General features: G+C 50.1%; 23 protein-coding genes and 1 tRNA gene. 10 read left to right on the plus strand and 14 right to left on the minus strand.

Annotation, left to right across the window (positions count from 1 at the left end; translation table 11 throughout):
* Positions 1-579 (minus strand): DUF1788 domain-containing protein, encoded by a 579-nt coding sequence (locus FD28_RS07220; protein WP_057734074.1) that lies wholly within the window; start codon positions 577-579, stop codon positions 1-3.
* A gap of 1 nt (position 580) precedes the next feature.
* A complete protein-coding gene (locus tag FD28_RS07225; RefSeq protein ID WP_057734076.1) occupies positions 581-1174 on the minus strand; it encodes a DUF1819 family protein in 594 nt (197 codons plus the stop codon).
* Positions 1175-1679: 505 nt separating this feature from the next.
* Here FD28_RS07225 and FD28_RS07230 point away from each other — a divergent pair.
* On the plus strand, positions 1680-2603 hold the full coding sequence (locus FD28_RS07230) for an exonuclease domain-containing protein (protein WP_057734078.1): 924 nt from the start codon (positions 1680-1682) through the stop codon (positions 2601-2603).
* Between the two features lie 57 nt (positions 2604-2660).
* Here FD28_RS07230 and brnQ read toward each other — a convergent pair whose 3' ends face one another.
* The 6 genes from brnQ to FD28_RS07260 form a co-directional block, all read right to left on the minus strand.
* On the minus strand, positions 2661-4037 hold the full coding sequence (gene brnQ, locus FD28_RS07235; protein ID WP_057734080.1) for a branched-chain amino acid transport system II carrier protein: 1377 nt from the start codon (positions 4035-4037) through the stop codon (positions 2661-2663).
* A 460-nt stretch (positions 4038-4497) separates the two neighbouring features.
* Positions 4498-5529, minus strand: coding sequence for a hypothetical protein (locus FD28_RS07240; RefSeq protein ID WP_057734082.1), 1032 nt, complete (start codon positions 5527-5529; stop codon positions 4498-4500).
* 120 nt (positions 5530-5649) lie between these two features.
* A complete protein-coding gene (locus tag FD28_RS07245; protein ID WP_057734084.1) occupies positions 5650-6600 on the minus strand; it encodes a helix-turn-helix transcriptional regulator in 951 nt (316 codons plus the stop codon).
* Positions 6601-6849: 249 nt separating this feature from the next.
* On the minus strand, positions 6850-7050 hold the full coding sequence (locus FD28_RS07250) for a hypothetical protein (RefSeq protein WP_057734086.1): 201 nt from the start codon (positions 7048-7050) through the stop codon (positions 6850-6852).
* Between the two features lie 282 nt (positions 7051-7332).
* Positions 7333-7404 (minus strand) — tRNA-Arg (locus FD28_RS07255).
* Between the two features lie 46 nt (positions 7405-7450).
* Positions 7451-7777 (minus strand): peptidase dimerization domain-containing protein, encoded by a 327-nt coding sequence (locus tag FD28_RS07260; protein WP_057734088.1) that lies wholly within the window; start codon positions 7775-7777, stop codon positions 7451-7453.
* Between the two features lie 146 nt (positions 7778-7923).
* Here FD28_RS07260 and FD28_RS07265 point away from each other — a divergent pair, with 146 nt between their 5' ends.
* The 3 genes from FD28_RS07265 (at position 7924) to FD28_RS07280 (ending at position 10185) form a co-directional block, all read left to right on the plus strand.
* Positions 7924-8382 carry a MarR family winged helix-turn-helix transcriptional regulator gene (locus tag FD28_RS07265; RefSeq protein WP_057734090.1) on the plus strand — a complete coding sequence of 153 codons (459 nt, stop codon included), beginning with the start codon at positions 7924-7926 and terminating at the stop codon, positions 8380-8382.
* 33 nt (positions 8383-8415) lie between these two features.
* Positions 8416-9066, plus strand: a complete 651-nt coding sequence (locus FD28_RS07270; RefSeq protein ID WP_057734092.1) for an NAD(P)H-hydrate epimerase — start codon at positions 8416-8418, stop codon at positions 9064-9066.
* 546 nt (positions 9067-9612) lie between these two features.
* Positions 9613-10185 carry a M15 family metallopeptidase gene (locus tag FD28_RS07280; RefSeq protein WP_057734095.1) on the plus strand — a complete coding sequence of 191 codons (573 nt, stop codon included), beginning with the start codon at positions 9613-9615 and terminating at the stop codon, positions 10183-10185.
* 74 nt (positions 10186-10259) lie between these two features.
* On the opposite strand, the gene FD28_RS07285 is transcribed toward FD28_RS07280, so the two are convergent.
* Positions 10260-10901, minus strand: coding sequence for an LVIS_2131 family protein (locus tag FD28_RS07285; protein WP_057734097.1), 642 nt, complete (start codon positions 10899-10901; stop codon positions 10260-10262).
* Positions 10902-11122: 221 nt separating this feature from the next.
* Between FD28_RS07285 and FD28_RS07290 the strand changes: the two genes are divergently transcribed.
* On the plus strand, positions 11123-12079 hold the full coding sequence (locus FD28_RS07290; RefSeq protein ID WP_057734099.1) for a linear amide C-N hydrolase: 957 nt from the start codon (positions 11123-11125) through the stop codon (positions 12077-12079).
* Between the two features lie 157 nt (positions 12080-12236).
* Positions 12237-12713 carry a C40 family peptidase gene (locus FD28_RS07295; protein ID WP_057734101.1) on the plus strand — a complete coding sequence of 159 codons (477 nt, stop codon included), beginning with the start codon at positions 12237-12239 and terminating at the stop codon, positions 12711-12713.
* Between the two features lie 530 nt (positions 12714-13243).
* Here the strand turns inward: FD28_RS07295 and FD28_RS07300 are convergent.
* From FD28_RS07300 to FD28_RS07310, 3 genes are all read right to left on the minus strand, one after another.
* Positions 13244-13600 carry a helix-turn-helix domain-containing protein gene (locus FD28_RS07300; protein ID WP_057734103.1) on the minus strand — a complete coding sequence of 119 codons (357 nt, stop codon included), beginning with the start codon at positions 13598-13600 and terminating at the stop codon, positions 13244-13246.
* Positions 13601-13804: 204 nt separating this feature from the next.
* Complete coding sequence (locus FD28_RS07305; protein WP_057734105.1) at positions 13805-15415, minus strand: polysaccharide biosynthesis C-terminal domain-containing protein; 1611 nt, start codon at positions 15413-15415, stop codon at positions 13805-13807.
* A 292-nt stretch (positions 15416-15707) separates the two neighbouring features.
* Complete coding sequence (locus tag FD28_RS07310) at positions 15708-17681, minus strand: S9 family peptidase (RefSeq protein WP_057734107.1); 1974 nt, start codon at positions 17679-17681, stop codon at positions 15708-15710.
* A 163-nt stretch (positions 17682-17844) separates the two neighbouring features.
* Here FD28_RS07310 and FD28_RS07315 point away from each other — a divergent pair, with 163 nt between their 5' ends.
* The gene (locus FD28_RS07315) at positions 17845-18777 is read left to right on the plus strand and encodes a ketopantoate reductase family protein (RefSeq protein WP_057734109.1); all 933 of its coding nucleotides are present in this window, start codon (positions 17845-17847) and stop codon (positions 18775-18777) included.
* Positions 18778-18958: 181 nt separating this feature from the next.
* The gene (locus FD28_RS07320; RefSeq protein WP_057734111.1) at positions 18959-19246 is read left to right on the plus strand and encodes a hypothetical protein; all 288 of its coding nucleotides are present in this window, start codon (positions 18959-18961) and stop codon (positions 19244-19246) included.
* Between the two features lie 142 nt (positions 19247-19388).
* Here the strand turns inward: FD28_RS07320 and spx are convergent, their stop codons facing one another.
* Positions 19389-19787, minus strand: a complete 399-nt coding sequence (gene spx, locus FD28_RS07325; RefSeq protein ID WP_020089121.1) for a transcriptional regulator Spx — start codon at positions 19785-19787, stop codon at positions 19389-19391.
* 543 nt (positions 19788-20330) lie between these two features.
* Between spx and FD28_RS07330 the strand changes: the two genes are divergently transcribed.
* Both FD28_RS07330 and FD28_RS07335 read left to right on the plus strand, forming a co-directional pair.
* Positions 20331-22406: a cation:proton antiporter gene (locus FD28_RS07330; RefSeq protein ID WP_057734113.1), complete on the plus strand. Its 2076-nt coding sequence runs from the start codon at positions 20331-20333 to the stop codon at positions 22404-22406.
* Between the two features lie 958 nt (positions 22407-23364).
* Positions 23365-24939, plus strand: a complete 1575-nt coding sequence (locus tag FD28_RS07335; protein WP_057734115.1) for a bifunctional metallophosphatase/5'-nucleotidase — start codon at positions 23365-23367, stop codon at positions 24937-24939.
* 138 nt (positions 24940-25077) lie between these two features.
* Here the strand turns inward: FD28_RS07335 and rny are convergent, their stop codons facing one another.
* A complete protein-coding gene (rny, locus tag FD28_RS07340) occupies positions 25078-26682 on the minus strand; it encodes a ribonuclease Y (RefSeq protein ID WP_057734117.1) in 1605 nt (534 codons plus the stop codon).
* Positions 26683-26767: the final 85 nt, after the last annotated feature.

Consider the following 26767-nt stretch of genomic DNA (forward strand, 5'->3'; position numbering starts at 1 on the left):
CTAATTAATTTGAAATGCTCGGTAGTAGTTGTCCTCTTTGGATTCCCCGAACATACTGAGACTTAAACTGTCATAGGTCCCTGGATAGAAAAACACCACGGGAACACTGTCAATAATTTGGTGCATCGTATTTAAAACTTTATGTGCACGAATCAATGGGAAAATCTCCCCGATCCCCGTAACAAAGACAATAACCGGATCTTTGGGCAAATGACGTTGCATGTACTGTACAAATAGATTCTCCGAACTCGTCATTTCCAAGGCGTTATTCAGCTGCTCAATCAGATAGTCCATACCATCAGATTCTTCCATGGCGATGACATCATCACGAATACCCATGTCATCAAGCAGTTCCCACATGGTGTTGTACAGATTGAACTCAACAATATCTACACCAACCGTTTCACGATTCAGCTGTTGTTTCATGCTACTAACTTCCTCAGTAACCAGCAGTTGATCTTGTGGTGCAAAAGCCAAAATATAATAAGAGACCTCGTTGGATAATCCCCGATTCTGTTGAAAATCGGAATCCGCAATTTTCTCTCGTAGGTGTTTCAATTTTTCGCTTGTATTTGTCATGCTATCTCCCTAAAAGTGCTGCCAACTGGCGAGTAGCACCCTTTGCTTGCAATAAAACTTCCAACCGTGTATCTAGTAATGGTCGCTTGACCAGATCAAAATCGCTCTGGTCTTCCAGTAGATCGGCCTCTCGTAAAAAAGTTTTAAATGTGCCAGACAGACGATGAATCGTCTGCTCTGTCCAAGTCGCAATCTGTGGACTAGACACTTGCTTCTGATTAAAAAAGGCTTCCACTTCGTAGCTATGTAGCTTGGCATCACCTAGCAACAATTCGCTTCTGTAGACCTCATACATAAAGTCATCAAATAAGTGATTCAGTTTCAGGATAGCAATAAGATTCATCAATTTTTGGTTAGCTAAATCCAATGACGGAAAAAGGTCGAAATAATCTTCGTCCAAAACACCGGCTCGACGCTGAACGGTTCGTATCATATCGCGAGCACGCGCCTTAGACCGTTGCTGGAAGTAATTTTCATCGATACTCATTAATCGAATATCGTCATCATCAATTCCCTGCTCGCGAAGTGCCAGATACTGCGAAAATTCATCAAACCAAAATGAGTGTGTAATCATTGAGGCGCTATATTGTGCCATTGTTTATGCCAGCTTTCTATCGTTGGAATGCTTGTCCTTACTACGATTCTAAGTATATAAGATAATTACGGTAAACGCGACACTTTCAGAAAATTAACATCTGTGCAGATGAAATCCAGTATAAATTAGCTTATTAACTAACCGATCATTCTCTCAATGCCCTTCAAAAGCGTCTACACTCCTTACTAACGAAGAAAAGGCAGAATTAATCTCACCAAGTTGATCATTTTCATCAAAATAAGTTGAAATTTCTTTGAAAATTGACAATCCCTACGTCGATCTTGACCCATACCCTAACTCGTTATTCCTAACCACTAATTTAAGGATTCCTACCACGTTCCATCCAATAATCGGGTAACCAGATTACACCATCCGCCTATCACGAATTTTCTGGCTTTCTCTGTAACTATCTCGTATGATAAAGACACCAGTTAATATTTAACCCGCAAAAGGTGGGTTAAAATCACCTCAAAAAATCCCACCCTAAAAGGAGCTACACAAACTCATGGAAGACTACGTTGCCCTCGATGTCAAAACGGCCAACTCCTCACGCGCCTCAATCTGCGCCATTGGGATCGCCCAGTTCAAGAACGGCGAGCTCACCAACAGCCTCTACAGCCTCGTGAACCCACACGAGCCCTTTGCCGCGCGTAACACCGCTACGCATGGTATTGACGCAGCCGCCGTTGCCAATGCACCGGCCTTCACCGAGTTAGTGCCCCTCCTTCACCGCTGGCTCGACCATCAATTGGTGGTTTCCCACACCAATTTTGATATCTCGGCACTGCGGCAGACAATGGCAAAATACAAACGCCCCCAGCTAACCTTCAAATACTTTGACAGCTACGTCATCTGCCAACAGCTGGTGGACTATCCCCATCATCGCCTCGCTGATATGGCCGCCTACTTTGGCATTCACAATCCACAGGAACACCATGCGCTCAACGATGCCCAGACCTGCGGCCACATCATTGCCGCACTGGTGGCCCACCACGAGGCCCCAACCCTCAACACCCTCCTAAACACCGCTGGTTTTCACCAACTAGGTGTCTCTTCACAAATCGAACAGAAAAAGTTCCAGCAAACCAGCGTTCTCGACCTGATGGACATTTCCGAAGACGTCAAAACGGCCGACTTTGGGCGGTTCACCCCGGCCGCGCTCTTCTACCAACGCAATGTCGTCTTAACGGGCAATCTTCAACTCATGACCCGCGCCACCGCTTTTCAAAAGATCACCGCGGTCGGTGGCACGCCCCAAAACACGCTGTCAGAGACCACCAATTTTCTCGTCGTGGGCCACACCAATCCCCGTGTCGTTGGTAATGACGGCAAGTCCCCCAAGATTCGGAAGGCCGAGGAAATGAACCGCATCTTCCCGGTCATCACGATTATCGGGGAATCGGACTTTCTCAAAGCCATTGCGCAATAAGAAAACGCGTCACGAGCCAATCTTCGGCCCGCGACGCGTTTCTTTACAGGTATCTGTTTACCTTTCTGGCAACGTTCCACGCTGGCTCACCCAACGCAGCCGGCCCCAAACGATACCAATCGTAAATCCAATCAATGTTGGCAACAGCCAACCCAGCCCTAAACTCGCAAACGGAATCACACTGTGGTAGATCGTCAGCAGATGGTGAATCGGTGCCCAGCCCGAGATCATGGCCGGCGTGTTCGCCAACATATCCAGGATCGCTGGGATGAGGGTAAAGGCAATCGTTACCTTATAAACCGTGCCGGCGTAAGGCCGTTGCGAGATGGTCAGTGACAACCAGATCAACGCCAAAGCCAGCGGATACATCAACATTAAGACGGGCAGCGACCACGAGATAATCGTGTCGAGTCCGGCATTGGCCACCAGGAAGGAGAGGATCGTCGTGGTTCTTAACCACGCGCGATAGCTAATCTTCGGAAATAATTTATGAAAATCCTGAGCGAAGGAACAGACCAATCCGATAGCCGTCGTCAACACGCCCAACGTCACCAGCGCACCCAACAAGAGCGTGCCCACGCTACTAAAGTAGTGGCCCACAATCTGGGAGAGTGCGATCCCGCCGTTCGCAGACAGCTTGAATTGATTCATGCTAAACGCCCCCAGGAGAACCAAGCCAAAGTAGATCAGCACCTCCAGTGAAATACTGATGACGCCCGCCTTCGCCGTCAAGCGGGTTAAGGCCTTCCCCCGATATCCCAGTCCACGAATCGCGTGAATCAGGGTCACACTCAAGGCCAACAGGGCGACGGCATCCAACGTATTGTAGCCCTCTAGCAGACCGCCAATCGTCGCATTCGTCTGATACGCCGCGGTCGGCGCCTGATTGAGACTTCCCATCGGTTTGATGAAGGCGAACAGGAACACAACGGCCAACAAGGCTAAAAAACCGGCGTTTAAATATTTGCCGACAATCTTCAACAAGCTATTCTGGTGCGTGGCGGCGAGATAGGTCACGCCGAAGAACAGGCCGGTAAACAGGAACATCCCCACTGTCGAGAACGACTTAGGCATGAAGGGTGCGACTGCCATCTGGTAAGCCGTGGCGGCCGTCCGCGGTGTCGCAAAGAAGGGACCAATCGTCAAATGAACCAAGATGAGAAAGAGTGCGGCAAAGTGGCGCCCCAGGGGACGGGCAAAATCAAGTAGCCCATCACTCTTCGTCACCACAACAGCCAAAATGGCCAACAGTGGAAACAGCGACCCGGAAATCGCAAATCCCAATGCGGCCAAGAACCAGTGGGAACCGGCCATCTGCCCCAAGTGCACGGGAAAAATCAAGTTTCCGGAACCAAAGAACATCCCAAAGATCAACGAACTGACGACTAATAACTGACCCCAACTTTTCTGTGGTGTTGCCTGTAATTCATCCATCTTCAATTCCTCCTGAACTTCATTTTTACCCGTAAACGTGAAAAAGAGCCCTCTCCCAACCGGGAAAAGGGCTCTACAAGTAGAACGGTACCACCTTTTTGTGACAGTCACCTGCCACACTCATCGCGAACAAACATCCGCTAGCCAAATAATGGTGGCAGCCACGACAGCCTTAGCAACTGCCGAACTCAGAATTAACCTTCACGAACGCGCGGTGATCACTTTTCACTTCACGTGACTCCCTAGACACCAACGGATTCGCTACTACTTTCTTCAACGTTTTATAAGTATTGAGATGTATTATAGACGTGAAATTATTAGAAATCAATGGGTAAATTAAAATTAGATTAGATTTGTTAAATTTACGGACTTACTCCCCTCTCGCGCCACCTAACTAAAAAGCCATAGTACGCCGCTTCAGGCCGCACTATGACTTTCATGAATCAGATTTTATTTTAGCTTAGCTATTCACAACATCGTCATCGGTCTTCTTCAATAACGTCTGCAGGTACGCCATAAAGTCTACCGTAGAGGACCCTTTTCCTTGTTTACTATAGTGTTGTGACTCAATTAGATTATCGGCCAACTGCGCCACTTCTGGAGCTGTGTCAAAGAGGCCATCAGCGCGCATATTCCGGACAATTGTCTGCGCTGTTTTGCCGAGTACAATCAAATGCTTGGGCTGAATAATCTGACACTCTTTGACAAACAAAGCAGCGCTCTTTCGATATTTATCTTGATTATTTTTAACAACTGCCTCATAGGCCTCGGCACTCGGCACAAACTTATCTGCACCTTCTACACTAAGATCTCGTACATAGGAATTAATAACCTTCCCATTATCAACAGAGATGCTATTATCATCAGGGCTCTTAACCAGTTCTTTTTCATATCGTTTTACATATTTGGGATACGCTTTAAGTGCAAGTCTCGTAATATTGGCTTGACTATCATCGAGAAATAGCCCCGGATTTTTAGTTTCTTCTTTGACAAAGTAGTCTGTTTCAATATTAGCAGAGATACTGTCGATTGTATTTTTCAAAATATCAGTAATATAGCTACCGCGGAAGCGCTCACTGTTTGTCATGAATGCGAAATTATACGTTGGCGTCTTTTGTTCCATATCATGAAACTGTCCCCAATCACCATCTGAGTTTGGGGCTTTTTTGCGAGCTGCACAATTTAAACCAACAAACATATATTCGGATTTAAAGGGTAAGCTTTCCTGATTAGAATCCGTAAATACGGAGGCATCAACATTTAAATTAATATCTGTATATTCCTCAATACTATTCGGCGTAACCTTAATACCGTTGCCTGATTTTGCAACCAAGCTCTGGATTTCTTCATTGCTTTTGGTTAACTTTTTAAAAGCTACGATTGATGCACAATCAGGCAAATATAGCATTCTTTGTTGTCCCTTGGCATCAGATAGCGAAAGACCTACCTCAGTTGTTTTTAATTGTTGATAGACTTCTCCATTAGTTGGCATAAACGCAGCTCCTTCTTCAATTTCACAAGTGACAGACAGCCAAAAAATTCTCGTTCTCTACAGTTATATTCTCAAGTGAGCAACTCTCTTACGGCAAGCACCTCCTTAACGGCCCAAAGTCTATTGATAGCGTGTTGCCATCTTAGCAACCTCAGTCTTCACCTCATCGATCAGCGATTGCGGTTGCAGCACCTGAATCCGCGACCCCTGACTGAGAATCCACAGCACCATTCCCTGGGCAAAGCCGTTGCCCTTGATGGTGACGCTACCGTCATCGTTTCGATGCGTGATCTTAGAGCCCGGCAAGCGATCCAATGCCGTTTGTGGATAGTTCCAATACTTAAATTCATAAGTGATCTCGCCACCATCGTTTAACAAGTAGGTCTTATTAACGGACTCGCCCTCATCAATCTTCTTACTGCGTGGCACCGTCGTCGGCTTGCTCGTGTCCAGCTTGACCTCACTGAACCGGTCCAGCCGGTAAAAGAACGTGCGCCCCTGTGCTGGCTTGTACAACACGACGTAAAAGTAAAAATCCGAAAATGTCAGCCCCACCGGCAGGCCATTATCTTTGTGCACACCATTCTGCGTAGTACTACTGTAGACAAAGGTAATGGGCGTTCGGTTCTGAATGTACGTGGCAAATTCGGCAATTTTAGGCAACAACTCCTGTTTCGAAAAGACCGGCGTATAGCTGGCCACCGTGCTGGCCACTAACTTGTTAATCGGCTCGCGCTTCTTATCGGGCAAAAAGCTTAGCAAGTGATCCTTGACCCGCAGCATTTCTTCCTTGTTTAATGATCGCGTGCCAATCAAGATCTTAAGCAGCGCCAGCGCCTCGTCGAAGGGCAATGCTTCCTTTGTGATCCAAAACTGCTTGTTCGCCTTACCAATGATCTTCTGGTAAAAGACACAGCCGGGTAGATCGTGCACAATCGAACCAATGGCGGCCATGTCACGGCTCGCCGTTTTGGCACTACGCCCACTTTCTTCCTCTATCTGCTCGGTCGTTAGCTTTTCACCGTTGAGCATTCTCACCATAAAATCCATGTTGCGGTCCATTGCTGTCATTTTCTTTCCACCCTTTTTACGCGAATTATCGTTTTTTTTCCGAATATTCGGATTAGCTTTTCATTTTTAAATGCGGTGAGTTACTTACTGCCCCAAGGCATTTCCTGTTTATAAAGTGAGTATAGCATCCGACCATGACACATTATGTCGTTCTGACACCTGGGACCAATCTTTTTTTACCAATTTGAATGGTATACACGGTGGGTATACACCATGGTCTTGATCACCTTCCCCGCGGGGTCCTTCACCTTAATTTAAAGCCGGCACCAATTCCGGAAATTGTTGGGCAATCGTCCGCTTAAAGTCAGGGGTGATTTCAACCCGCATGTCACGCAGACTGCGCTTAAATTCCACGGGCGTGGGCAACGTCCCCGAAAGTTGTTGCGATAACATCAACATCGCTAAAACCAGCGCCGGTTTTGCCGTAACTTTGATATAAGTCTTGGTCATGATTAAACGCCTCCTCTAACCATTGCAAACCGTGTCCCAGCACCATTTAACGGCTGCAACTCATTTGATAAAGTTAGCATAGCATTGTGGTTGGACAGCCTATGTCCAATCAACCGCTCATCTAAAAATAACGAAAAAAAAAGCCAGACTGACATTAAATGCCCATCCCGCTCTCGTTAGCCCGACTTGGTTTGTTCACACACCGATCATTGTCGAAACTGACAAAAAAGGCTGACACACCGGCAATATTACCGGCCTGTCAGCCAACACTAGCTATTCTATTGCGTCCCCGGGGAATCGAACCCCGATCGAAAGGACCGAAATCTCTCGTGCTATCCGTTACACTAAGGACGCCTTACGCCCCTATTCTAGTTCAAAATAAGTCATAACGCCAACTCATTTAGCGCGCACCAGAAGCCCGAACCGCTTCCTGTTCCAAATACAACATGAGTTTCTCCGCACTTTCGCGGAAATCCGCGTTAAAGGTCGCCCCTTGGGGAGTCACCGTGGCCGTTTGATCGCCATCGATGTCCGTAACCACCAGCGTCTCATTTTGCCAGTTAGCCGTGTCGTAGTGTCCGTCCTCAATCTGATCCAAGAATCCCTGGAAAATGTCTAAAACGGCTTGATTAATGACCTCATCTTCCGTTTTATCCTCTCCATGTTGCTTTAATTGAAGCTGGCGCAGCTGCACCTCATCCATATCGGTTGGTATCTGAATAAACACTGCAATGCCTCCCATAATTAGTTTTACTGCTATTCTAGCACTTCCTGGCAAAGAAACGAGTGTGAATGTTATCCTCTATTCAAATCTGGTGTAAACTAGGAGTATGCAATCATCACGACAACTGACGACTACCTAGGAGGTGGCTCATGGAAGACTCGATACTAGACTTTACTACGAACCTGGCCATTCTCCACCGGCAATTTCAGCGCGCAATGAATCAGATTCTAGAGGCCGATGAGATGCCGGTCAATATTACCGAATTTTATCTATTGGTGTTGGTCTCTGAGACCAGTCATTTAAACCAGCGGAAGGCCGCTTGGACCATGGCTGTAGACGAAGGGTTGATGGCCCGTATGGTGCAGCACCTGGTCAAGCTTTCCTTGTTGCAAAAGGAAACCGATCCCCGCGACCGCCGCAATCGGCGCTTGAAGCTCACCACCGATGGTAAACGTTTGGTGAAACAAGCCATCGAGGTGCTCCACGATTGGTGGGAACAAGTGACGCCTACCGATACCGACTTCGATTACGCTGGCATTACCACCCAATTGCAATTACTCTCGAGCCGTGTCTTAAAAGATCAGCAGACGGAACATTCACATTCGTAAGATGCTTGTTTTTCCCACTCTAAGGAGGGATTCATGATGAGTAAAGCCATTACCATTGCCGAAGCCCAGCGTTACGACGCGCACACGATCAACGAGATCGGTATTCCCGCATTAGTTCTCATGGAGCGCGCCGCCTTGGCAACGTTTAACAACCTATTAAATGATGATTTTGATTTGAGCCGCGTCGTGGTTGTTGCCGCAACTGGCAACAACGGCGGTGACGGTATCGCGGTCGCCCGACTCTTACACATCCGCGGGATCGACGTGGAAGTCTACCTATTGGGGGACCCGGCCAAGGCAACGTCACAGACGGCACAACAGCTTAAGATCGCCAACTACTATCACATTCCGTTCACCAGCGACCTCAATCACGTGGTTAACGCGACGTTAATCGTTGATGCCATCTTTGGTGTCGGCCTGTCACGTGACATTACAGGAAAATTTGCCGATGCCATCAACGCCATCAACGCAGCCGATGCCAAGACGGTAGCCATCGACGTGCCTTCCGGAATCAACGCGGATACCGGTGAGGTCATGGGCGTCGCCGTGGTGGCCGATAGCACCACGACTATGGCCTACAACAAGATTGGCCTCCTGACGATCACGGGCAAGCAACACAGCGGCACCGTTCACGTGGCCGACATCGGCATCTACGCGCAAGACCACCTCGAGCACGCCCGCTAAGGCTGGTGACCATACCAACCATCACGCTTCATTACAGACTCATTCGTATTCCAGTGTAAACTAAACTTTGCGAAAGCTAGAGTGACTTTCGTGTTTCCTGACGCGACCTGCACCCCCTCCTGAGGTGTGGGTCGTTTTGTGTCAAGAGTGCGACACAAGGCGCTTAGACTCTGAGCATTAACGTCAATAAGGGAAAAATCCCGGGCCTGGATTATTCCCTTATTGGGGTTAAGCGCAGGAGTCTGCCTTGGGTCGCACGTTTCGGCCATAGATAATGAAAGCCAGCTTCAAACCAGTCTAACAACTGCCATGCTCAACCAGGATTGGGGTTAAGCGCAGGGATCTGTCTTGGGTCGCACGTTTCGGCCATAAATAATGAGAGCGGGCCCCGAACCAATCCAACAACATCCCCATCCTAGCCAAGACGGGTCGTTAATCCACTCAAGCTCGCCCATCCTTCCAAAAACAACCCAACTAAGCCATTTCGCAAGCTTTTCCTGCTCAGACCCGGTATACTAGGCTTAATACTATTGGGAGGTGCCCCACATGTCACAACTCGAAACTGGCTTCACCAACGTTCAAGCGCTGGACCCCAGCATTATTGTCGACCTGCGCTACGCCACCACGGACAATTTTACCCATCAAGTTATTTACGATTTTGCCACCGCCATCGCTCGGACCGGATCCGCTAAGAAATTAGCCCGGGCTAGCGAAATTCTCCGGTCACAGGACTATCGGCTAAAGGTTTGGGATGCCTACCGTCCCGTATCGGCTCAGAAACGCCTCTACGACGTTTACCCCGATCCTTCGTTTGTGGCCAAGCCCAATCCAAATTTTTCACACCAAAAGGGCGTGACCTTTGACGTAACGCTATGTGATGCGTCTGGTAACGAATTAGAGATGCAGACAGAGTTTGACGATTTCACGATTGCAGCTCACCGCGACTTTGTCCGCACCACGTCACAAGAAAAAAACTATCAGATCCTCGATCAAGCCATGCAGTCGGCCGGATTCTTCGGCTACGAAAACGAGTGGTGGGATTACCGCGATACGCAAATGGATGACTACCCACCCGCTACGGCCGATCCCAATGACTTTAAAATTGCAGAACACGCCTAAACATCAAAACCGGCGCCCACTCATCACGAGTGGACACCGGTTTTTTTAAACGCATATTTTAGAACGCAAATCATCTAATTACCGTAGCCCGAATCCTTTAACATAAAGGAGTGATCTGGAATTCGAATCAGCGTAAAGCGATCCGCCAACCGACCAGCATGTAGACCAATCCCATTGACAAAAGACTTCTTGTAGGTGGTTTCAATCACACCTACCCACGCCTTTTGATGGCGTTGATCATACTTGGCCACCTTCTTGTCATCCCACTTATAAGCAGAAGCCGGCAAATTAATCGGCTTTTTGCCATCCGAAACGGTGGCGTCATTGCTGCTAACCTGGTACTTTTCACCCTCAGTGAGGTACGTGTAGTGCTGGACTGGTTTCTTGCCATCACTATTATCCACCTCAACGTAGTAAGCCGAGCCAGATGTCGCGCCGGTGTTGATCACCAGGGGCTCGTAGCGTGTCGTTTGACTGACGCGATTGCCCAGCTGATTGACGTTTTGGAAGAAGGTCGTGTAGCTCATGCCCCCAAAGAATAGTAGCCAGATCACCAATTCAATCGTTGAAATTGTAAAATTCTGCCAGGAAAAGCTGCGGTGCTCCTTCACAATTAACCGAATACGACGGACCCGCATGTCGTGAACCATCCAAACGAGTGTCACGAGGACGATCAGCCACAGGCCCATCCCCACTAAGTTCCATGCTGATTTCATAGTTCCCAATTCCCTTCCAAGAAACAAACCTCTTACGGGTATTTCTGTTCTCTATTAGCTTACGAGATTCACGCCCTGAATACAAGCGCTAGTTCACGGATTCCTCGCCACTGACCAGTCCCACTTGAACCGACCAAGGTGTACCACCTAACGACCTTTAACTCTATCACAGTGTAAGCTATACTTAAATCAATTGCACCCTACTTAAGGAGGAATGTCTCGTGTGTACCAGTCTAACCTATACCTCAGCCGCTGAGCACCACTTTTTTGCCCGGACCATGGATTTTCCCACGACCACGCCCTGGCGCCCCGTTTTCCTGCCGCGACACTATCATTGGCAAACGGCCCTAAAGGAATCCCGCATCACCCGCTACGCCTTTTTGGGCGGTGGTCGCCCGGCTGCGGATTTCTCCACTTATCTCATGGCCGATGGTATTAATGAAAGCGGTATCACCTGTGCTGAGCTCTATCTTCCGGGCGCCACCGATTATGCCGCCGATCCGCAACCCGGGCGAATCAACTTGACTCCCCAGGACTTTATCAACTGGGTCCTTGGCGAGCACGCCAGCCTGGATGCGGTCATCGCGGACCTTCCCCACGTGACCCTCGTCGCCCGTCGGTGGGGCACAGACGCTTACGTTTACCCCTTTCATTGGATTCTAAGCGACCGTAGTGGGCAAACGCTGGTGATTGAACCCACTGGTGGTCCCCTGAAAGCCCAGCGCAACCCGGTCGGCGTGCTCACCAACACCCCCGTTATTGCGACCCATTTACAAAACCTCAATGATTTTCTGAAAGTACCCAGTGGTGACTTCACGGGGCAAACGGTGACGGCCGCACGCGACTACCTGACCAGCGGTGCCCCCCTGCCGACCGGAACCGTGCCCACGACACGGTTCATTCACATGGCCTTACGCCGGTGGGGCACACTTCCGATGACCACCACCGCCGCGAGTTTACATCAAATTTTTCATTGGTTAGCCGAAGTCAGTCTTCCTTATAACCCCGCCAGACGCGATCAACCGAACCATAATTACACCCACTACCGGGCAATTATCGATATTTCCACGGCAACTTACAATTTTATTTCACGAAAATCCGGGCGTTTGCAACAAATGACATTAACGCCTGAAATGGCGGCCCACCGGCATTATCCCCACGCCTATCCCGCAGAATAACCGCAATTGTTGCAAAACTTAATTTTACCTTTAATCCGATTGATATTCGTTTGAGACATTTCTGTAACAACTCCCTGATAGTATTAAGCATGTTGAATCGAACGAAAGCAACTTAATACTAAAAAATAATTGAAATTAAAGGAGTTTGTTTACATTTATGAAGAAGACGCTGACTAAAATTGTATTATCCCTGATCGCTATGGTGGCCTTTACGGTTGCTGGTATCGCAATTAACCAACCGGCTACGGCATCCGCCAGTTCGACGGTTTCCTACAGCAAGTTACACAAGGTTGCCAAGGCTCAATTGGGCAAACCTTACGGCTGGGGTTCTACTGGTCCTTCCCGTTTTGATTGCTCTGGTTTTACCGGCTACGTTTACAAGAAGGGTGCTTCTAAGAAGATCCCTCGTACCGCACAAGCACAATACAACAAGTACAAGCATGTGAGCTACAAGAACATCAAGAAGGGTGATTTGGTCTTCTTCGGTGGTTCTAAGCACTCCATCTCCCACGTTGGGATGTACGTTGGTGGCGGTAAGATGATCGATTCCCAAAACCGTGGGGTCGTTACTGAAGCTGTTCATGCCCCTTGGTGGCACGCTGTTGGTTACGCTCGCGTTGCCAACGTTAAGTAACATCATCTAGCTCACCTTCATAAATTAAATAGACTGTATCCCCTACCGTGCGTCGCGGTGGGGGATTTTTTGTTCTCTAAAATTTGAACTATAGGTAACATTGTGCAAAGCTATCGCCTTACCGTTCGCCAACGACACCGCGTTCCAACGCTGTTCACATCCATATAGTAACTAACAACGACCATAACCGAAGGCTGCTAGAGATGCAGGCAGTCGTGACGACGGTGTTAGCCGTGCAACGGCTTACAGCGTGGGACGTGTTTGGAGACTGACGACTCTTGTCAGGCTTCAAACCGAGCCGAAGGACCGCTCCTCAGGCCGTAGGCGGTCCCCACAACAGCCGGAATCTCTGGCAGCCGCAGGTGACTGCATACACCTACTTTAGGGTTTCACCACGTTGTCAGTTGGAACATACCAGCTATTTTCCAGCCCAAATTTGGTGAACGGCAAGGTGGCAGCACCTGCCCGGCTAAAAAAAGAACCGCCAGCGCCCTTTAACCGGTCTCGCGATTCCTGAATGATCACTTAAGTTAATAGCGAAACATCGAGATCACCCAACCAAGAGCACCTAGTAAGGGAAAGATCATCCACCAATTCTTTGACAGAAATTCCCAGCCGTTCATCGGTCGCTGACCTTCGGGTAAGGTCGTCTTGGTTTGCTGTGTCTGCTCGCGTTCTTTCGGTGACTGTCCCCCAACTAACTCGTTGAGATCGACCCGCAAGAGATTGGCCAATTTGACCACAGTATCCAAGTCCGGGACGGTCTCGCCCTGCTCCCATTTAGAAACCGACTGCCGGGACACGAATAACTCGTGGGCGATCTGTTCTTGCGATAAATTCTGTTGACGGCGCAACTTCACTAACTGCTGACTAAAGACATTTTCCATCTTACTCATCTCCCTTATCTTGTCTTCATCATACGCAAAACTTGCCGGGCATCCTAGCGAACAAATCAGAACATCCCGCACTTTGCCCGAGCTAGTTGCGCCCGTCATAGTTGCAAAACCAGTTGCGGTCCCAAGTGTGACGGCTTTTCTCCAGTTTACCGGCTCAATAAAAAAAAGCCCAAGCATCCGCTCAGACTTACTAAGTTAACGTCGTAATTCTAACTTTAATGGTCGCTTGAAGACTAACTCGGCCACGCCTAGTCGATTGGCCAGCCAGACGTAAAGGCCGACCGTAATCAAGCCTAAAACGCCGACATAGCCCATCGTCAGTAGCTTGCCGGTAAAGAAGATGTTCCCGAACAACCACTGACAGCCATCGACCAGAACCGTGGCAACGATGGCAAAGACGAGATTCAATCGGACAATTGGGCCGATCGCCGCAAGTTCTACCGCATAGCTTCGCCGAATCAATCGCCAGCTCACCAGGGTAATCCAGCCGAAGGCAATCGCCGTCGTTAACAATGCCCCGTAGCCTTGGAAACAGTAGACCATCGGCAGCTGCAGGACAATCTTGATCCCCAATCCGGTCAACAGGTAGGTCGTGGCCTTTTTACTCATCCGCAACGCCTGCAGCACCGTTAATAGATCCAGGGCCAACCCCAGAATCAGGCTTTGCCAGACATTGGCGATCAAGTAAGTTGCCCCGGCACCATCGAAGTTAAAGAAGATCCCGTACGTTGGGAAGGCAAAGACGCTGACTAAAATTACCAGCGGAAGCAGCACAAACATCAGTAGCTGGAAGTTATTAGTTAACAATGCCCCGATCTGTTGCCGATTCTTCTTCACATCGGCCAATTTTCCCGCCAACAGTGGGAGCGAGGTTTCCGCCACCGCCATGGCCAGTGACACAATCACCGTGGTGATCTTGTTGGGATTGGCCGAGAAAATGGTAAAGACGTACTGGGTCATGGCAGCCGACTGATGCAACAGCCCCTGCATAATTTGCTTAAAGAATAGCTGATCCACTAATTGACTCAGCGTAATTCCCGACCCCACAATCACAAACGGAATCGACTCGTAGCCAATCATCTTGAGGAGTTTGCCTGCCGCATGTTGCTTGCCGGTCTGGCTCTTGGCCGTCATTCGGCGGTATTCCCCCCGTTGACGCCACAGATGCCCCAGTAAATACAAGTAGCTGGCCACGGCACCCACAAAGGCCGCCGCAACACTGACAAAGACCGCCTGGACATAACCGCGATGACCGACCTCAATCAGCCAGTAGGTGCCACCCAAAATAACGATAATCCGGATGAACTGTTCCCAGAGTTGTGAGATCCCAAAGGGCTTCAGATCCCCGTTTCCCTGAAACCAGCCCCGCAAAATGCTCATGGATGGCAGAATCACAATGGCCGGTACCAGGCAACGAATGGCAATCGTGGCGTTGGCCACCGAACTCACGGGACTATTCGCGGCGAGTACGGGCGCTAGCCCAAACAGCAGCGCTCCGCAGATTAAACCGGAAATCACCATGAAGCCAAAGCCCGCGAAGGCAATATGTTTCGAGTTAATAAAACTATCTTCTCCATTAAAGAACGCCACCCGCCGCGCAATCGCAGACGGGAAGCCCGCCGTTCCCAACGCAATAAACAACGCATAGGGCGTGTAAGCCGTATTAAACAGGGCCTGCGCCACGGTCTGATGTTGGGGTGACCCAATCATCGCCAACCAGGGAATGAGGTAAACGACCCCTAAAATCCGTGAAAAAATGCTCCCAAATGAGAGCCAGAATGAACCTGAAATAATTTTTTTATCCATTAAATTTACACACACCAATTCAGTCTAGTGTCAAAGCACCACTCGCAAGGATACTCCTCTGACCTACGCCTGTACATGGGCAATGCCCCGGTATCGGGGAATTTATCTAACTTGCCCCATCCTCTGTCTTCCCATAATTTAGCCAACCGCCAGCAGCGCGAAACGAACTCAAACCGCGTCACACCACGGTCGTCTGCACACCATAAAAGACGGTCAATCCACTACGGATCGACCGTCTTCACAAATGTTTAAAGTTTTCTTTATACCCTTACCAATTGACCATACCGATCGACTAGCCGCGGTTAACCGTTGGATGCGCCGTAAACCATTCGGTCATGTCATCAATCCGTTGAATGCGCAGGTTGGGTAATCCATTGCGCGAAACACCGTGGAAGCTCTGCGGATAACGAATAAAGTCGGCATCGACCCCATGGCGTTTAACCGCCGTAAAGAACTCCTCGGACTGACTGATTGGGCAGCGCATATCCCATTCGCCGTGCAGCAGGCGGATCGGCGTGGTCACATTCTGAGCGTAGGCCAGCGGAGACTGTTTCCAGTAAGCCGCCACGCCACCTTCCGCAAAGAGATCCACGCCCAGTTCCTCTGGGTTAAAGTAAAAACCAATGTCACTGATCCCAAATAGACTAATCCAGTTGGTAACCGATCGTTGCGAGACGGCCGCCGCAAACCGCTTGGTGTGGCCCACCGCCCAGGTCGTCATGAAACCACCGTAGGAACCGCCCGCGATGTATTGGCGATCCGCGTCTAACTCGGGGAAGGTCTTCAGCGCCACGTCCAGCCCCGTCATGACGTCATCAAAGTCGTCCTCGCCATAGTGGCCGTTGACGTGACTTTCAAATGCTTGGCCATAACTGGTTGAGCCCCGGGGATTAAAGAAGACCACCGCGTAGCCCCGACTGGCATGTACCTGGAATTCATAGAAGAACGCCTCACCATAGTTGGCGTGAGGGCCGCCGTGCACGTAAAGGAGAACGGGGGTCTTAGCCGCTTGCGTTTGCGCTGGCAGATACCAGCCCTCCAACGCCTGACCATCGGCCGACTGGTAATCGAACCGTTGGGGATGCGCGAACTCATGCGTCTCTTCGTACGCGGCGTTGGGATCGTAGCGAACGGTCTCGTCATCCTGCGTTAAGGAAAAGGTGACCAGCGCGCTGGGGAGGTCTTGATAGGAAACACTGAGTGCCAGCGTCTCGGAATCAATCACATCAAAATCCACAATCTGTCGGGCCGTGTCGTCAACGCACGTGATGCCCACCTGATTTCCCACATAGAGTTGGCTGTGCCCATGAAAGGCCGTCACAAAGACCACCCGCTGTGCGTCCAGCCACCGCACTAACTTACTCCCGGGTTGCTGAACAAAGTCACCGGCAAATTCCGGTGCTGGGTCCGCGTCCAAGTCTGCGGTCAAGCTGGTCAGTTCCCCGCCAGTCGCCGCAACCAGATACACGTTGGCCACGGTGTGCCGACCGGCCGCACCGTTATCGCCCACTAGCGCCACTTGTTTGCCATCGGGAGACAACGTGGCATCCTCAAAGTGCCCGTGCGTGAGGCTCGCTGTTAAATCAACCGTTGTCCCCGTTTGCGTATCTAAGCAATACGCCCCGTGGGCAAAGTTGCGGTCGTTAGCGGGTTGATCGTCCCGTAAAATCGTGACATAGTGGCCATCCGCGCTGACCGACGTTAAGCTAAAATCAAAACCGTATTGGCTGACTTCTTCCACGGCGCCGGTAGCTGGCACGTAACGCCGTAACCGATACGTGGCGTCCTGAGGCAACCAACCGTAACCATCGGCTTTATTGATGAGCCGGGTCACCCGTCGCGTCCGGGGGAATTTCTCTTGATTGGGGAGCTTTGGCAATTCGGCCGTTTCCGTGGTCTTGAAGTAAACGCTCTGACCGTCCGCGGCTGCAATCACCGTGTTGACAGCCTCGTCGGGCGTGGCCATGGTCACGAGCGTTGGCACGTCCCCGGTTGTTGCCACCGTAAATAGTTGTGACTTGGCAGCGCCCACCTTTGCCGCATAGTAGACACGATCTGCCGCGACTGCGGGTTGTAGGCTCAGTTGCCCGTTAGTCGCCACATCTTGGACATGTCCCGCCCGATCGGCCCGCTTAATTTTCGCCAAATAGCGATTCTCGCCGGCATCAATGCTATTTTCAACGAAATAGACCTGGTCATCCGCGGCCAGTGCCTGGGAAACCGATTTTAATTTAAATAGATCTTGTGCACGCACACCTTGAGACATGACGCATCGCTCCTCATGTTTATAATTTTTCTCATTGTTTTCTCATTAAATGGTTGTTTCCCATGTTAAGCCAGCCCCAGGTGGATGTCAATTCCCAATCGCCCCGTTGACGAAAGAAACCTGCTACACTGGAAGTAACTAACTTTGAAGGAGTGAGCTTGATATGAAAATTGCAATTGCCGGCGCGGGTGCCATGGGTAGTCGTTTTGGCGTAAAGCTTCAATCAGCTGGAAACCAGGTCACGTTGATCGACAACTGGGTCGATCACGTCACAACCATCCAACGGCAAGGCTTGACCGTGACCACGGATGACGGTGCCGATCACGTCTATCAGATGACCGCTAAGCGACCACAGGACGTGACGGAATCCTTTGATCTAGTCATCCTCTTTACCAAAGCCATGCAGATGGACCAGATGCTCCAACAACTCAGTGGCGTCTTGGGCAACCACCCTATTGTCTTAACGCTGGCGAACGGCATTGGTAACATCGAAACCATTGAACGCCACGTCCCCAAGGATCACGTGGTGGCAGGAACCACGGTCTGGTCATCCAGTCTCACGGGTCCCGGTCACATCACGGTCACCGGAACGGGTAGTATTTCCTTGCAAGCGATGGTCCCCGCTAAGTTCCCCGATCTGTCTGGCTTAATCGCAACGCTGAATGATGCGGGATTAAACGCCAGCCCAGCGGATAACGTCCTCGCGGCGATTTGGAAAAAAGCCGGTCTAAACAGTGTGCTTAACACGTACTGCACGCTGTTTGACTGCAACATCGCCGAATTTGGCAGTCTTCCGAATTGGCGAACCCTCAACGATGCTGTTCTTAATGAATTCGCGGCCGTCGCTCAGGCGGCAAAGATCCAATTCAGCGCGGCCGACGTGACCGCCCTGATTGCGGCACAATTCGATCCCGATAAGAACGGCGGGCACTACCCGTCCATGCACCAGGATATGGCCAAGAAGCGGCCAACCGAAATCGATTTTCTCAATGGCTATGTGGCTCGGCTGGGGGCAAAGCTAAACGTCCCCGCCCCGACTAATGCGCTTCTCGCCCAACTCATTCATAGCCAAGAAAGTCTCAAAGGCATTAAGTAACAGAAAAAACGCGGCACCACGCTCTGTGGTTTCACTACCATATGTAGAAAAGTCTCACACTTTCGTACTATATCTAGTTGTAATTTTGCCAAATTCATCGTAACATAGACCTATACTCATTTTGACCGTACGTTAGCAAGATCGTATAACGGGTTCGGCAAACCTAGGAGGGCTAGAGACGATGGACGTTTTAAGAAGATCACAGACCACGATGTATCCGGGTGGCCTAACCGTGGAAAATTTAGCTGGAGAGCACGTTCCGTTTAACTCCCGGCAAATCCACGCAGCACTCACCGCATTAACTAACGATCCAACCGTCGTACACCGGGTGGAAAGCCTGATTGTGGCCCAACTGGCAGGGTTTGATGTCGTGGCGACTGGCACCATTGAAGCGACCGTGGTGGACACGCTGGAACAGTTAGGCTACGCCAATATGGCGCGAAGTTACCGTAAGCAACAACACGCTTAGTTAGATTCTTTAAAAAGACACGAAAAAAGCGATTACTCGTGAGCCACCATTGGCCACGCGTAATCGCTTTATTTATTCGTTTATAATTGGGGCTCTCCACAAAAAACCGACCAGCACTCCCCCGAGAACTGATCGATCCGGTCTATGAGCTTAACTGTGATTCCAAGTGGTGTAATTCAGCGGTCCGTACCTCACGTGGTAAGAATCGACGAATTTCCTCTTCGTTGTATCCGACTTCCAAGCGCTTGTCATCAAAGATGATGGGCCGCTTGATCAGGTCAGGATACTTAACAACTAAGTCGACGAGTTGGCTAACTGAGAGACTATCCAGATCAACGTGGAGTTCTTTAAACACGTTGGATCGGGTAGAAATGATATCCTCACTGCCATTTTCCGTTAAGCGGAGAATCTGCTTAACTTCGGCGGCATTCAATGGCTTGGACTTGATGTTCCGTTCGTTGAACGCAATGTCATGATCCTTGAGCCATGCCCGTGCCTTCCGACTGGATGCGCTACTTGGCGCAATATATAAATTGATCATATCTAAGCACTTCCTTATCGTTGGATTGAGTAACGATAGAAAAAACAACTGACTTGTTCTGGTTCCCCCCGAATATTTCACTGAACTATCTAGTAGAACCAACTTATATGTTACCACAATTGAATGAATAATCAACCCTTTTTGGAAACTTTCTAAATAACACCCCACATTTTTTAGTGAGTTGGTTGGCGTTCCCAACTATTTTCTCGCCTGAATATCACTTTGTGATAAACAGACAATATCCCTGTAAACATGATGGACTAGGCATCCACAAAGTTTTGTCAGTTACCCAACTATCAGCGGTTATCAGTCAATCAGTAAAAATTAATCCTCCCAGGCGTCTCTTTTTGGTCCAATTGTATTAATATTCATTTGAATTGTTTAATTATTCATTTTATTTTTGACTCGGTTTGTAAAAGCGCTTACTCAAACCAATCAAAATGGCTAAACCAATTTTTTGACAACGGTTTTCTATCCACTTTTTCGAAAGAGTGGCGTAAAATAGGCACCAATCATGACCTATTATTTCTGGAGGCGTTTGTTATGGTAGCCTTTTATGCCATCATCTTACTTATTTTAGCGACCATTGTCGCCAATACAATTTACCCCTATTTCCCCATTATCCCCAAGGCCTTTTATCAAATCTTCATGGGCGCTCTACTATCACTAGTGCCCATGTATCATCACTTCATTCTAGAGCCCGAGATGTTCATGCTCATCATCATTGCGCCCCTCATGTTCTATGACGGGCAGAACGCCAATGCCCATGAATTACGAAGAAACGTCGGCTCTATCGTCTCTATGGCCGTGGTATTGGCCGTCCTGACCGTGATTGGGATGGGCTATCTGAGTCACGCCATTCTCGCGGGCATTCCCCTAGCGCTGGCCTTTGCACTGGCGGCCATCGTCACACCAACCGATGCCGTCGCCGTGTCCTCAATTACCAGCAATATGGCCGTGCCAGAGCGGGTTATGGGCATGCTGGAACGGGAGTCCCTCTTCAACGACGCTTCCGGTTTGGTCGCCTTCAACCTGGCATTGGCGGCCTTTACCACGGGGCAATTCTCAGTAGGCGCCGGCATCAAGCACTTTTTCGTGGTCTTCCTTGGTGGCCTCTTAATTGGCCTCGTACTGGGGATTGCGGCCGTCATGGTCCGCGTCTACCTGGTACAAAGTGGGAAGGATTCGTCTAGTGTCGTCGTCCCCTTCGATATCATGGTCCCCTTCCTGATCTACCTGGCGGCCGAACACTTCGAACTGTCTGGTATCCTAGCCGTCGTGGCGGCCGGCCTGGTCTACAGTGCATCGACCAATCAGCTACGACTATCCAGTACGCAACTCCAATTGGTCTCCCGCTCTACTTGGGGGATCTTCACCAACATTCTAAATGGGTTTGTCTTCGTCTTGCTGGGGGTCTCCCTGCCAACCGTATGGGTAAATATTCAGCAGGATCATAATAAATCACTGACCAGCTTCATTCTCCTAGCCGTGATCCTGTACCTCGTCATGCTAGCCCTGCGTTACCTGTGGATTCGCCTCGACTGGGCGCTGATTCACTCGGAAAAGGAAAATCGGCCACACAACGCCTTGGTAGGTGCCCTCTCCGGCGTTCACGGAACGATCACCCTAGCCATGGCCTTCTCTCTGCCACTGACTTTACACGGCGCCGCCTTTCCTTTCCGGAATACGATGATTTTTGTCGCCGCCATCGTGATTATTCTGAGTCTCTTAGTGCCAACCCTGGTGCTGCCCTTCGTTCTGCCCAAGAAGACGGTTACTGTGGACCCCGAAACCATCACTCAACAGCGAAAAGCACTGGTCGCTTATGCTTCCGAGCGGCTGATTCAGGAGAATCCCGATACCCCCGCTTCAGCACAGTCCGTGATTGAGGTCCTCAACAGCCAAGCGACTAACGCCCGTCCGGATAGAAAGAAGACGCGTGACATTCTCAAACAAGCCACGCAGGTGGAGGTCGAGACGGTTCAAAAGCTAGCCGACGACGGTGTCATTCCCAATAGTTTCGCGAACCGCTACGTCCGGGTCCTGGTCATAAAGTCCCAAATGAGCCGCAACAATCCCTTCGTTAACCTGTCCCTGTGGTTCCGTTTCGTTTGGCACCGCGTCAAGTTTATGCTGAGTCGCAAATGGCGGCGAAAAAAGCGCATTGCTCTGCAGCAACAACGCCTGCAAGAAATGCCGCACACGCCACAACAAGAGCAGCTCCAGCAGCAACGCATCCAGCAAGAAACCCGGCAACTGCAGCGTCACCCTCATCGCGATCCCCGCGTACAGGCCCGTCAACGGGAGAATTTCCTAAAGATTGAACAGGATATTTACACCAATATCATCAATTTCTTAACCCAAATCTCCACGGTTGATAACCAAGCAGAAGTCAATTCCGTCCGTAACTACTACAATGCCCGCCACCGTCGATTTGAAGAAAACAAGTCGGCTGACTTCCAAAATGAATTATTTATTCAGGCCTTCCAGTACGAATACACCTACATTCGTCAGCAACGCACGGCCGGGGCTATCCCCGTTGAGTTGGCCGATGAGCTCTACCAACAAGTCTCGATGGACCAGATGCTTTATACCCAAGAAATTGCGGGGACTGATTAAATTCTTCAGCCACCGTCATATTTTCTTCACAATTACCTGTTATAGTTGTCCACATAACTTACGAATTTACGAACGAATAAGTTGATAATTTTACTCCTCCAAAGTAAAAATTACGGTCGATCCGCTATGGTATCGGCCAACTCCAAACGTAATAAACGTTTCTTCTCCAAGCAGCAACGCGGACATTCTGGTTCGGTTGCTGTTTTTTTGTATAGAGCGTGGAACAAGCCGCTTAGATTCTGAGCATTAGGGAGTTAATGAGTCTCTGTTCGGCAATGCCGGACAGGGGCTCATTAACTTTCTAAGCGCAGGAATCTGGCTTGTGGAACGCGTTTCGGCGGCCGCCAAATCCACAACCTCCCGGCGAGAGAAAGTTCAGCGATTCGAAATAAATTAAACCCCAACGGCCAACCCTATGCCGGACAGGAGTCGCTTATTTTTCTAAGCGGAAGAAGCTGCCTTGTGGAACGCGTTTCTGAAGCTGCCAGTTCCACAACCTTCCAGCGAGAGAAAGTTCACGACCTGAAATAGCCTAATCACCAACGGCCAAGGGCCATGCCGGACAGGAGTTGCTTATTTTTCTAAGCGGAAGAAGCTGCCTTGTGGAACGCGTTTCCGAGGCCGCCAGATCCACAATCTTCCAGCGAGAGAAAGTTCACGACCCGAAATAGCCAAAGCATCCCCGCCTTCCCCAACTTCTCTCCTGAACAGCCGGCCCCACCTCGCCAAAATTCACAAGCCCCTGACATTTTCTAAATTTCCGCATACGCTTTATCTTAAAGAAAGCGATTACGCCGGCATTTTATCCCTAATTGTGAGAAAACTCCTCATAATTACAGAGAATTTGCCATCGTAAATTTACACTCGGTACAAACTAGCTTATAATTTCTTTAACACGTTATAGATTTGGCGGTTGTTCGCTAATAATCTGTTAGACGTTATTGGAGGGTGAGATCTAATGAAGCTGACAATTTTATCGACAAGCGATACCCACGGGTACGTCTTTCCCACGAACTACGTGAAGAAAGGGAGTCACCTCGGGTTCGGGCTGGCACGCGCTGCCACGGTGATTGCCCGGGAACAGGCCGCCGCTAAGACACAAGGTCCAGTCGTGACCATCGAAAACGGGGATTTTTTGGAAGGATCACCCCTCGCCTATTACGTGGCGCGGGTCAAACCCGATCGGGATCCCCAACCCCTGATGTCCATTTACAATCAAATTGATTATGACTGCGGTATCCTCGGCAATCATGAGTTTAACTACGGCCAAAAGTACTTACAGGCCGCTATTCGTGACGCCAAACGAACGATCCTGTGTGCCAACATTTTGGATAGCAATGGCGACCCAGAATACGGCCAACCTTACCGGATCATAGAAAAAGAAGGCATCAAGATTGGCGTGCTGGGGCTCACCACCCAAGCCGTCTACAAATGGGAAAAGGCCACCAACATCAGTGGCCTCCAATTTGAATCAGCCTACATAGCAGCAAAGAAATACGTTCCCATCATCCGTGAGCAAGCAGACATCGTCGTTGTGTGCTATCACGGGGGCTTTGAGCGCGACTTAACGACGGGTAAGCCTAACGACATTCACGTCGGCGAAAACGAAGCCTACCACATTTTAGAGGCCATTCCGGGCATTGACGCTTTGGTTACTGGCCATCAACACCGTCAACTCGCCACCGATGTCTTTGATATCCCCACAACCCAACCCGGCTTCCGGGGACAGGCCATCGGCAAGATCACGCTCGACCTCGACCGCGACGCCACGGGCAAAGTCATCGTGGTCAATCATGATTCCGAATTGGTCTCCGCGGCCGAAGCACCTTTGGACGAAAAAGTCCTGGCCGCAGCCAACGGCTTAAATGATGAAGTGGGTCACTGGTTAGATCAACCGCTGGGGCACATCAAGGGCGACATGACCTTTACCGATCCCTTCGCTGCCCGGATTGACGAGACGCCTTACATCGAATTCATTCAAAAAGTCCAAATGGCCACCATGGGGGCTGACATTTCCGCGACGGCACTCTTTAATGACGAGGCCCGCGGATTTGAAAATCCTATCACCATGCGGAATATCATGACCAACTACGTCTATCCGAACGGCCTATCCCTACTGAACATCACCGGAGCGGACCTGAAGGGGGCCTTGGAAGTGACGGCACGTTACTTCAGCGCTCAGGACGGCCAAATCATTGTCAATCCAGCGTTTATCCACCCCAAGCGCCGTCAGTACAATTACGATATGTACGAAGGCGTTGATTACCGGATCAACGTGGCCAAACCGATGGGTCACCGGATTGAAAACCTCACCTATCACGGGCAACCCATCGCCGACGATCAACACCTTCGAATCGCGCTGAATCAATACCGCGCGGTCGGTGGCGGTCACTACCCGATGTACAGTGCCGATAAGATTCGCGCTGAAAGTCAGGGTGCCATGAGCGAAATTATCGCCGACTATCTTCAAGAACACCCGACGATTGATGCCACGGCGAATAAGAACTTTACGGTGGTTTACGATCCCGAATAATTTTTACATTGAAAAGAGCCACGATCACCCGCCATTCCATCAGGGAATTGGCGTGATCGTGGCTCTTTTAAAAAACAAATAGCGCACCGGCAACCATCCTGAGATGACTGTCGATGCACTATACTGATCCGCCGACGGTTAAGCGTTAGCGGCTTTTTTCTTCTTGTGTTTTTTCTTTTTCTTCTCATCGCCGACGTATTCGACCGCCATCGACTTCCGAATCGTGGTGACCTTGATCTTGCCGGGATAGGTCAACTTGGCTTCAATCTGCTTAGCCACCTCTTGCGTGAGGCTAGCCGCCGCATGATCGTCCAGTTCCTGCGGCTTCACAATGATCCGCAGTTCCCGTCCGGCTTGAATGGCGTAACTTTCCGAAACGCCATCCTGATCGTTGGCAATCTGTTCCAGCGCCCGCAACCGGTTGATGTAATCCTCAACCGACTCGCTCCGCGCACCCGGTCGGGCCCCAGAAATGGCATCGGCCGCCGCCACAAGGTCCGACAATGGTGACGTCTTCTCGACATCCCCATGGTGGGCCGCAATGGCATTGATAACCACGTCATCTTCACCGTATTTCTGGGCAAATTCCGTTCCGATTTCCACGTGGGTACCCTCGACTTCATGGTCAATGGCCTTCCCCAAGTCATGGAGTAAGCCCGCACGCCGGGCCAGCCGGGTGTTGTACCCCAGCCGGGCCGCCATGGCACCCGTCAATTGCGCCACTTCGATCGAATGTAGCAACACGTTTTGACCATAACTGGTCCGGTACTTGAGTCGGCCAATCAGCTTCATCAAGTCGGGATGCATCCAACCGACGTGGAGGAGACTGACGGTCTGTTCCCCGGTCTCCCACAGGCTGTGGTTGACGTCGCGTTGGGCATTTTCCACCTGGGTCTCAATCTGTGTTGCTGAGATCCGGCGACTGGCCACGAGATTGGTCAAGGCCACGCGCGCGACTTCCCGACGAATTGGATCATGCGTGCTGATAAATAACGTGGTGTTATCGTCCGGCACAAAGATTAAATCCGTCCCGGTCAACGTCTCGAGCAGGCGAATGTGCTGGCCCTCACGACCGATGATCTTACTGCGAATCTCGCCGTTAGGGACGGTGACGGTGTGTTCCAAATGTTCCTTGGGCAAATCTTGCGGCCCGCTTTCCGTGGCAGACAGCACCACGTCCTTGGCCCACCGTTCGGCACTGGCCACGGCGTTATCGTTCAACGCCTTGACCTCAATGTCGCGATCGCGCTTTAACGCTAACTCGGTGTCCTGGACCACTGTGTCTTGCGCGGCTTTGACATCCATCCCTGCTTGTTCAGCCAGAGTTTCTTCACGCTTTTCACGCAGTTCCCCCGCCTGATCATGCAGAAGATGGATGGCTTGCCGTTGTTCACGGTTGGCTTGGCTACGTTCATCCAACATGTCCGTTTGGTCATCTAATCTGACGGCCATTTGTCCTAATAACTGTTCACGTTGTTGCCGCCGTTGTTCTCTTACCTGAATATCACTCTGTTGTTCGGTCAGTTCGTCTTTTACGGATTGTTGATAGGCCAAGGTGTCACGTTGACTCTTTTCGTGGAGTTGGTCCACCTTTTCTTTGGTCTGCTCGGTCGCCTGGGCAATAATCTCTCGGGCTTTGGCCTGTACCGCTAATAATTCCGTGCGGTGTTGCCGCCGTCTGATGAGGTAGCCGAGCACCAGCCCGATCAACAACAGACCGATGATTAGTCCTGTTATTAACAATATGCTGTGCTCCTTAGTTTTCAGTCCCGAAGTACGTCTCGGGTGGGTTGGTCACTTATCTCGTTAATTATACGCTATTTACGGC

The organism is Levilactobacillus hammesii DSM 16381 (assembly GCF_001434395.1).
Lineage (GTDB): Bacteria > Bacillota > Bacilli > Lactobacillales > Lactobacillaceae > Levilactobacillus > Levilactobacillus hammesii.

What these genes read in the sequence shown, in the direction of transcription:
- FD28_RS07220 (WP_057734074.1), bottom strand. Translation starts at nt 579, where the DNA reads ATGACAAATACAAGCGAAAAATTGAAACACCTACGAGAGAAAATTGCG.
- FD28_RS07225 (WP_057734076.1), bottom strand. Translation starts at nt 1,174, where the DNA reads ATGGCACAATATAGCGCCTCAATGATTACACACTCATTTTGGTTTGAT.
- FD28_RS07230 (WP_057734078.1), top strand. Translation starts at nt 1,680, where the DNA reads ATGGAAGACTACGTTGCCCTCGATGTCAAAACGGCCAACTCCTCACGC.
- brnQ (WP_057734080.1), bottom strand. Translation starts at nt 4,037, where the DNA reads ATGGATGAATTACAGGCAACACCACAGAAAAGTTGGGGTCAGTTATTA.
- FD28_RS07240 (WP_057734082.1), bottom strand. Translation starts at nt 5,529, where the DNA reads ATGCCAACTAATGGAGAAGTCTATCAACAATTAAAAACAACTGAGGTA.
- FD28_RS07245 (WP_057734084.1), bottom strand. Translation starts at nt 6,600, where the DNA reads ATGACAGCAATGGACCGCAACATGGATTTTATGGTGAGAATGCTCAAC.
- FD28_RS07250 (WP_057734086.1), bottom strand. Translation starts at nt 7,050, where the DNA reads ATGACCAAGACTTATATCAAAGTTACGGCAAAACCGGCGCTGGTTTTA.
- FD28_RS07265 (WP_057734090.1), top strand. Translation starts at nt 7,924, where the DNA reads ATGGAAGACTCGATACTAGACTTTACTACGAACCTGGCCATTCTCCAC.
- FD28_RS07270 (WP_057734092.1), top strand. Translation starts at nt 8,416, where the DNA reads ATGATGAGTAAAGCCATTACCATTGCCGAAGCCCAGCGTTACGACGCG.
- FD28_RS07280 (WP_057734095.1), top strand. Translation starts at nt 9,613, where the DNA reads ATGTCACAACTCGAAACTGGCTTCACCAACGTTCAAGCGCTGGACCCC.
- FD28_RS07285 (WP_057734097.1), bottom strand. Translation starts at nt 10,901, where the DNA reads ATGAAATCAGCATGGAACTTAGTGGGGATGGGCCTGTGGCTGATCGTC.
- FD28_RS07295 (WP_057734101.1), top strand. Translation starts at nt 12,237, where the DNA reads ATGAAGAAGACGCTGACTAAAATTGTATTATCCCTGATCGCTATGGTG.
- FD28_RS07300 (WP_057734103.1), bottom strand. Translation starts at nt 13,600, where the DNA reads ATGGAAAATGTCTTTAGTCAGCAGTTAGTGAAGTTGCGCCGTCAACAG.
- FD28_RS07305 (WP_057734105.1), bottom strand. Translation starts at nt 15,415, where the DNA reads ATGGATAAAAAAATTATTTCAGGTTCATTCTGGCTCTCATTTGGGAGC.
- FD28_RS07310 (WP_057734107.1), bottom strand. Translation starts at nt 17,681, where the DNA reads ATGTCTCAAGGTGTGCGTGCACAAGATCTATTTAAATTAAAATCGGTT.
- FD28_RS07315 (WP_057734109.1), top strand. Translation starts at nt 17,845, where the DNA reads ATGAAAATTGCAATTGCCGGCGCGGGTGCCATGGGTAGTCGTTTTGGC.
- FD28_RS07320 (WP_057734111.1), top strand. Translation starts at nt 18,959, where the DNA reads ATGGACGTTTTAAGAAGATCACAGACCACGATGTATCCGGGTGGCCTA.
- spx (WP_020089121.1), bottom strand. Translation starts at nt 19,787, where the DNA reads ATGATCAATTTATATATTGCGCCAAGTAGCGCATCCAGTCGGAAGGCA.
- FD28_RS07330 (WP_057734113.1), top strand. Translation starts at nt 20,331, where the DNA reads ATGGTAGCCTTTTATGCCATCATCTTACTTATTTTAGCGACCATTGTC.
- FD28_RS07335 (WP_057734115.1), top strand. Translation starts at nt 23,365, where the DNA reads ATGAAGCTGACAATTTTATCGACAAGCGATACCCACGGGTACGTCTTT.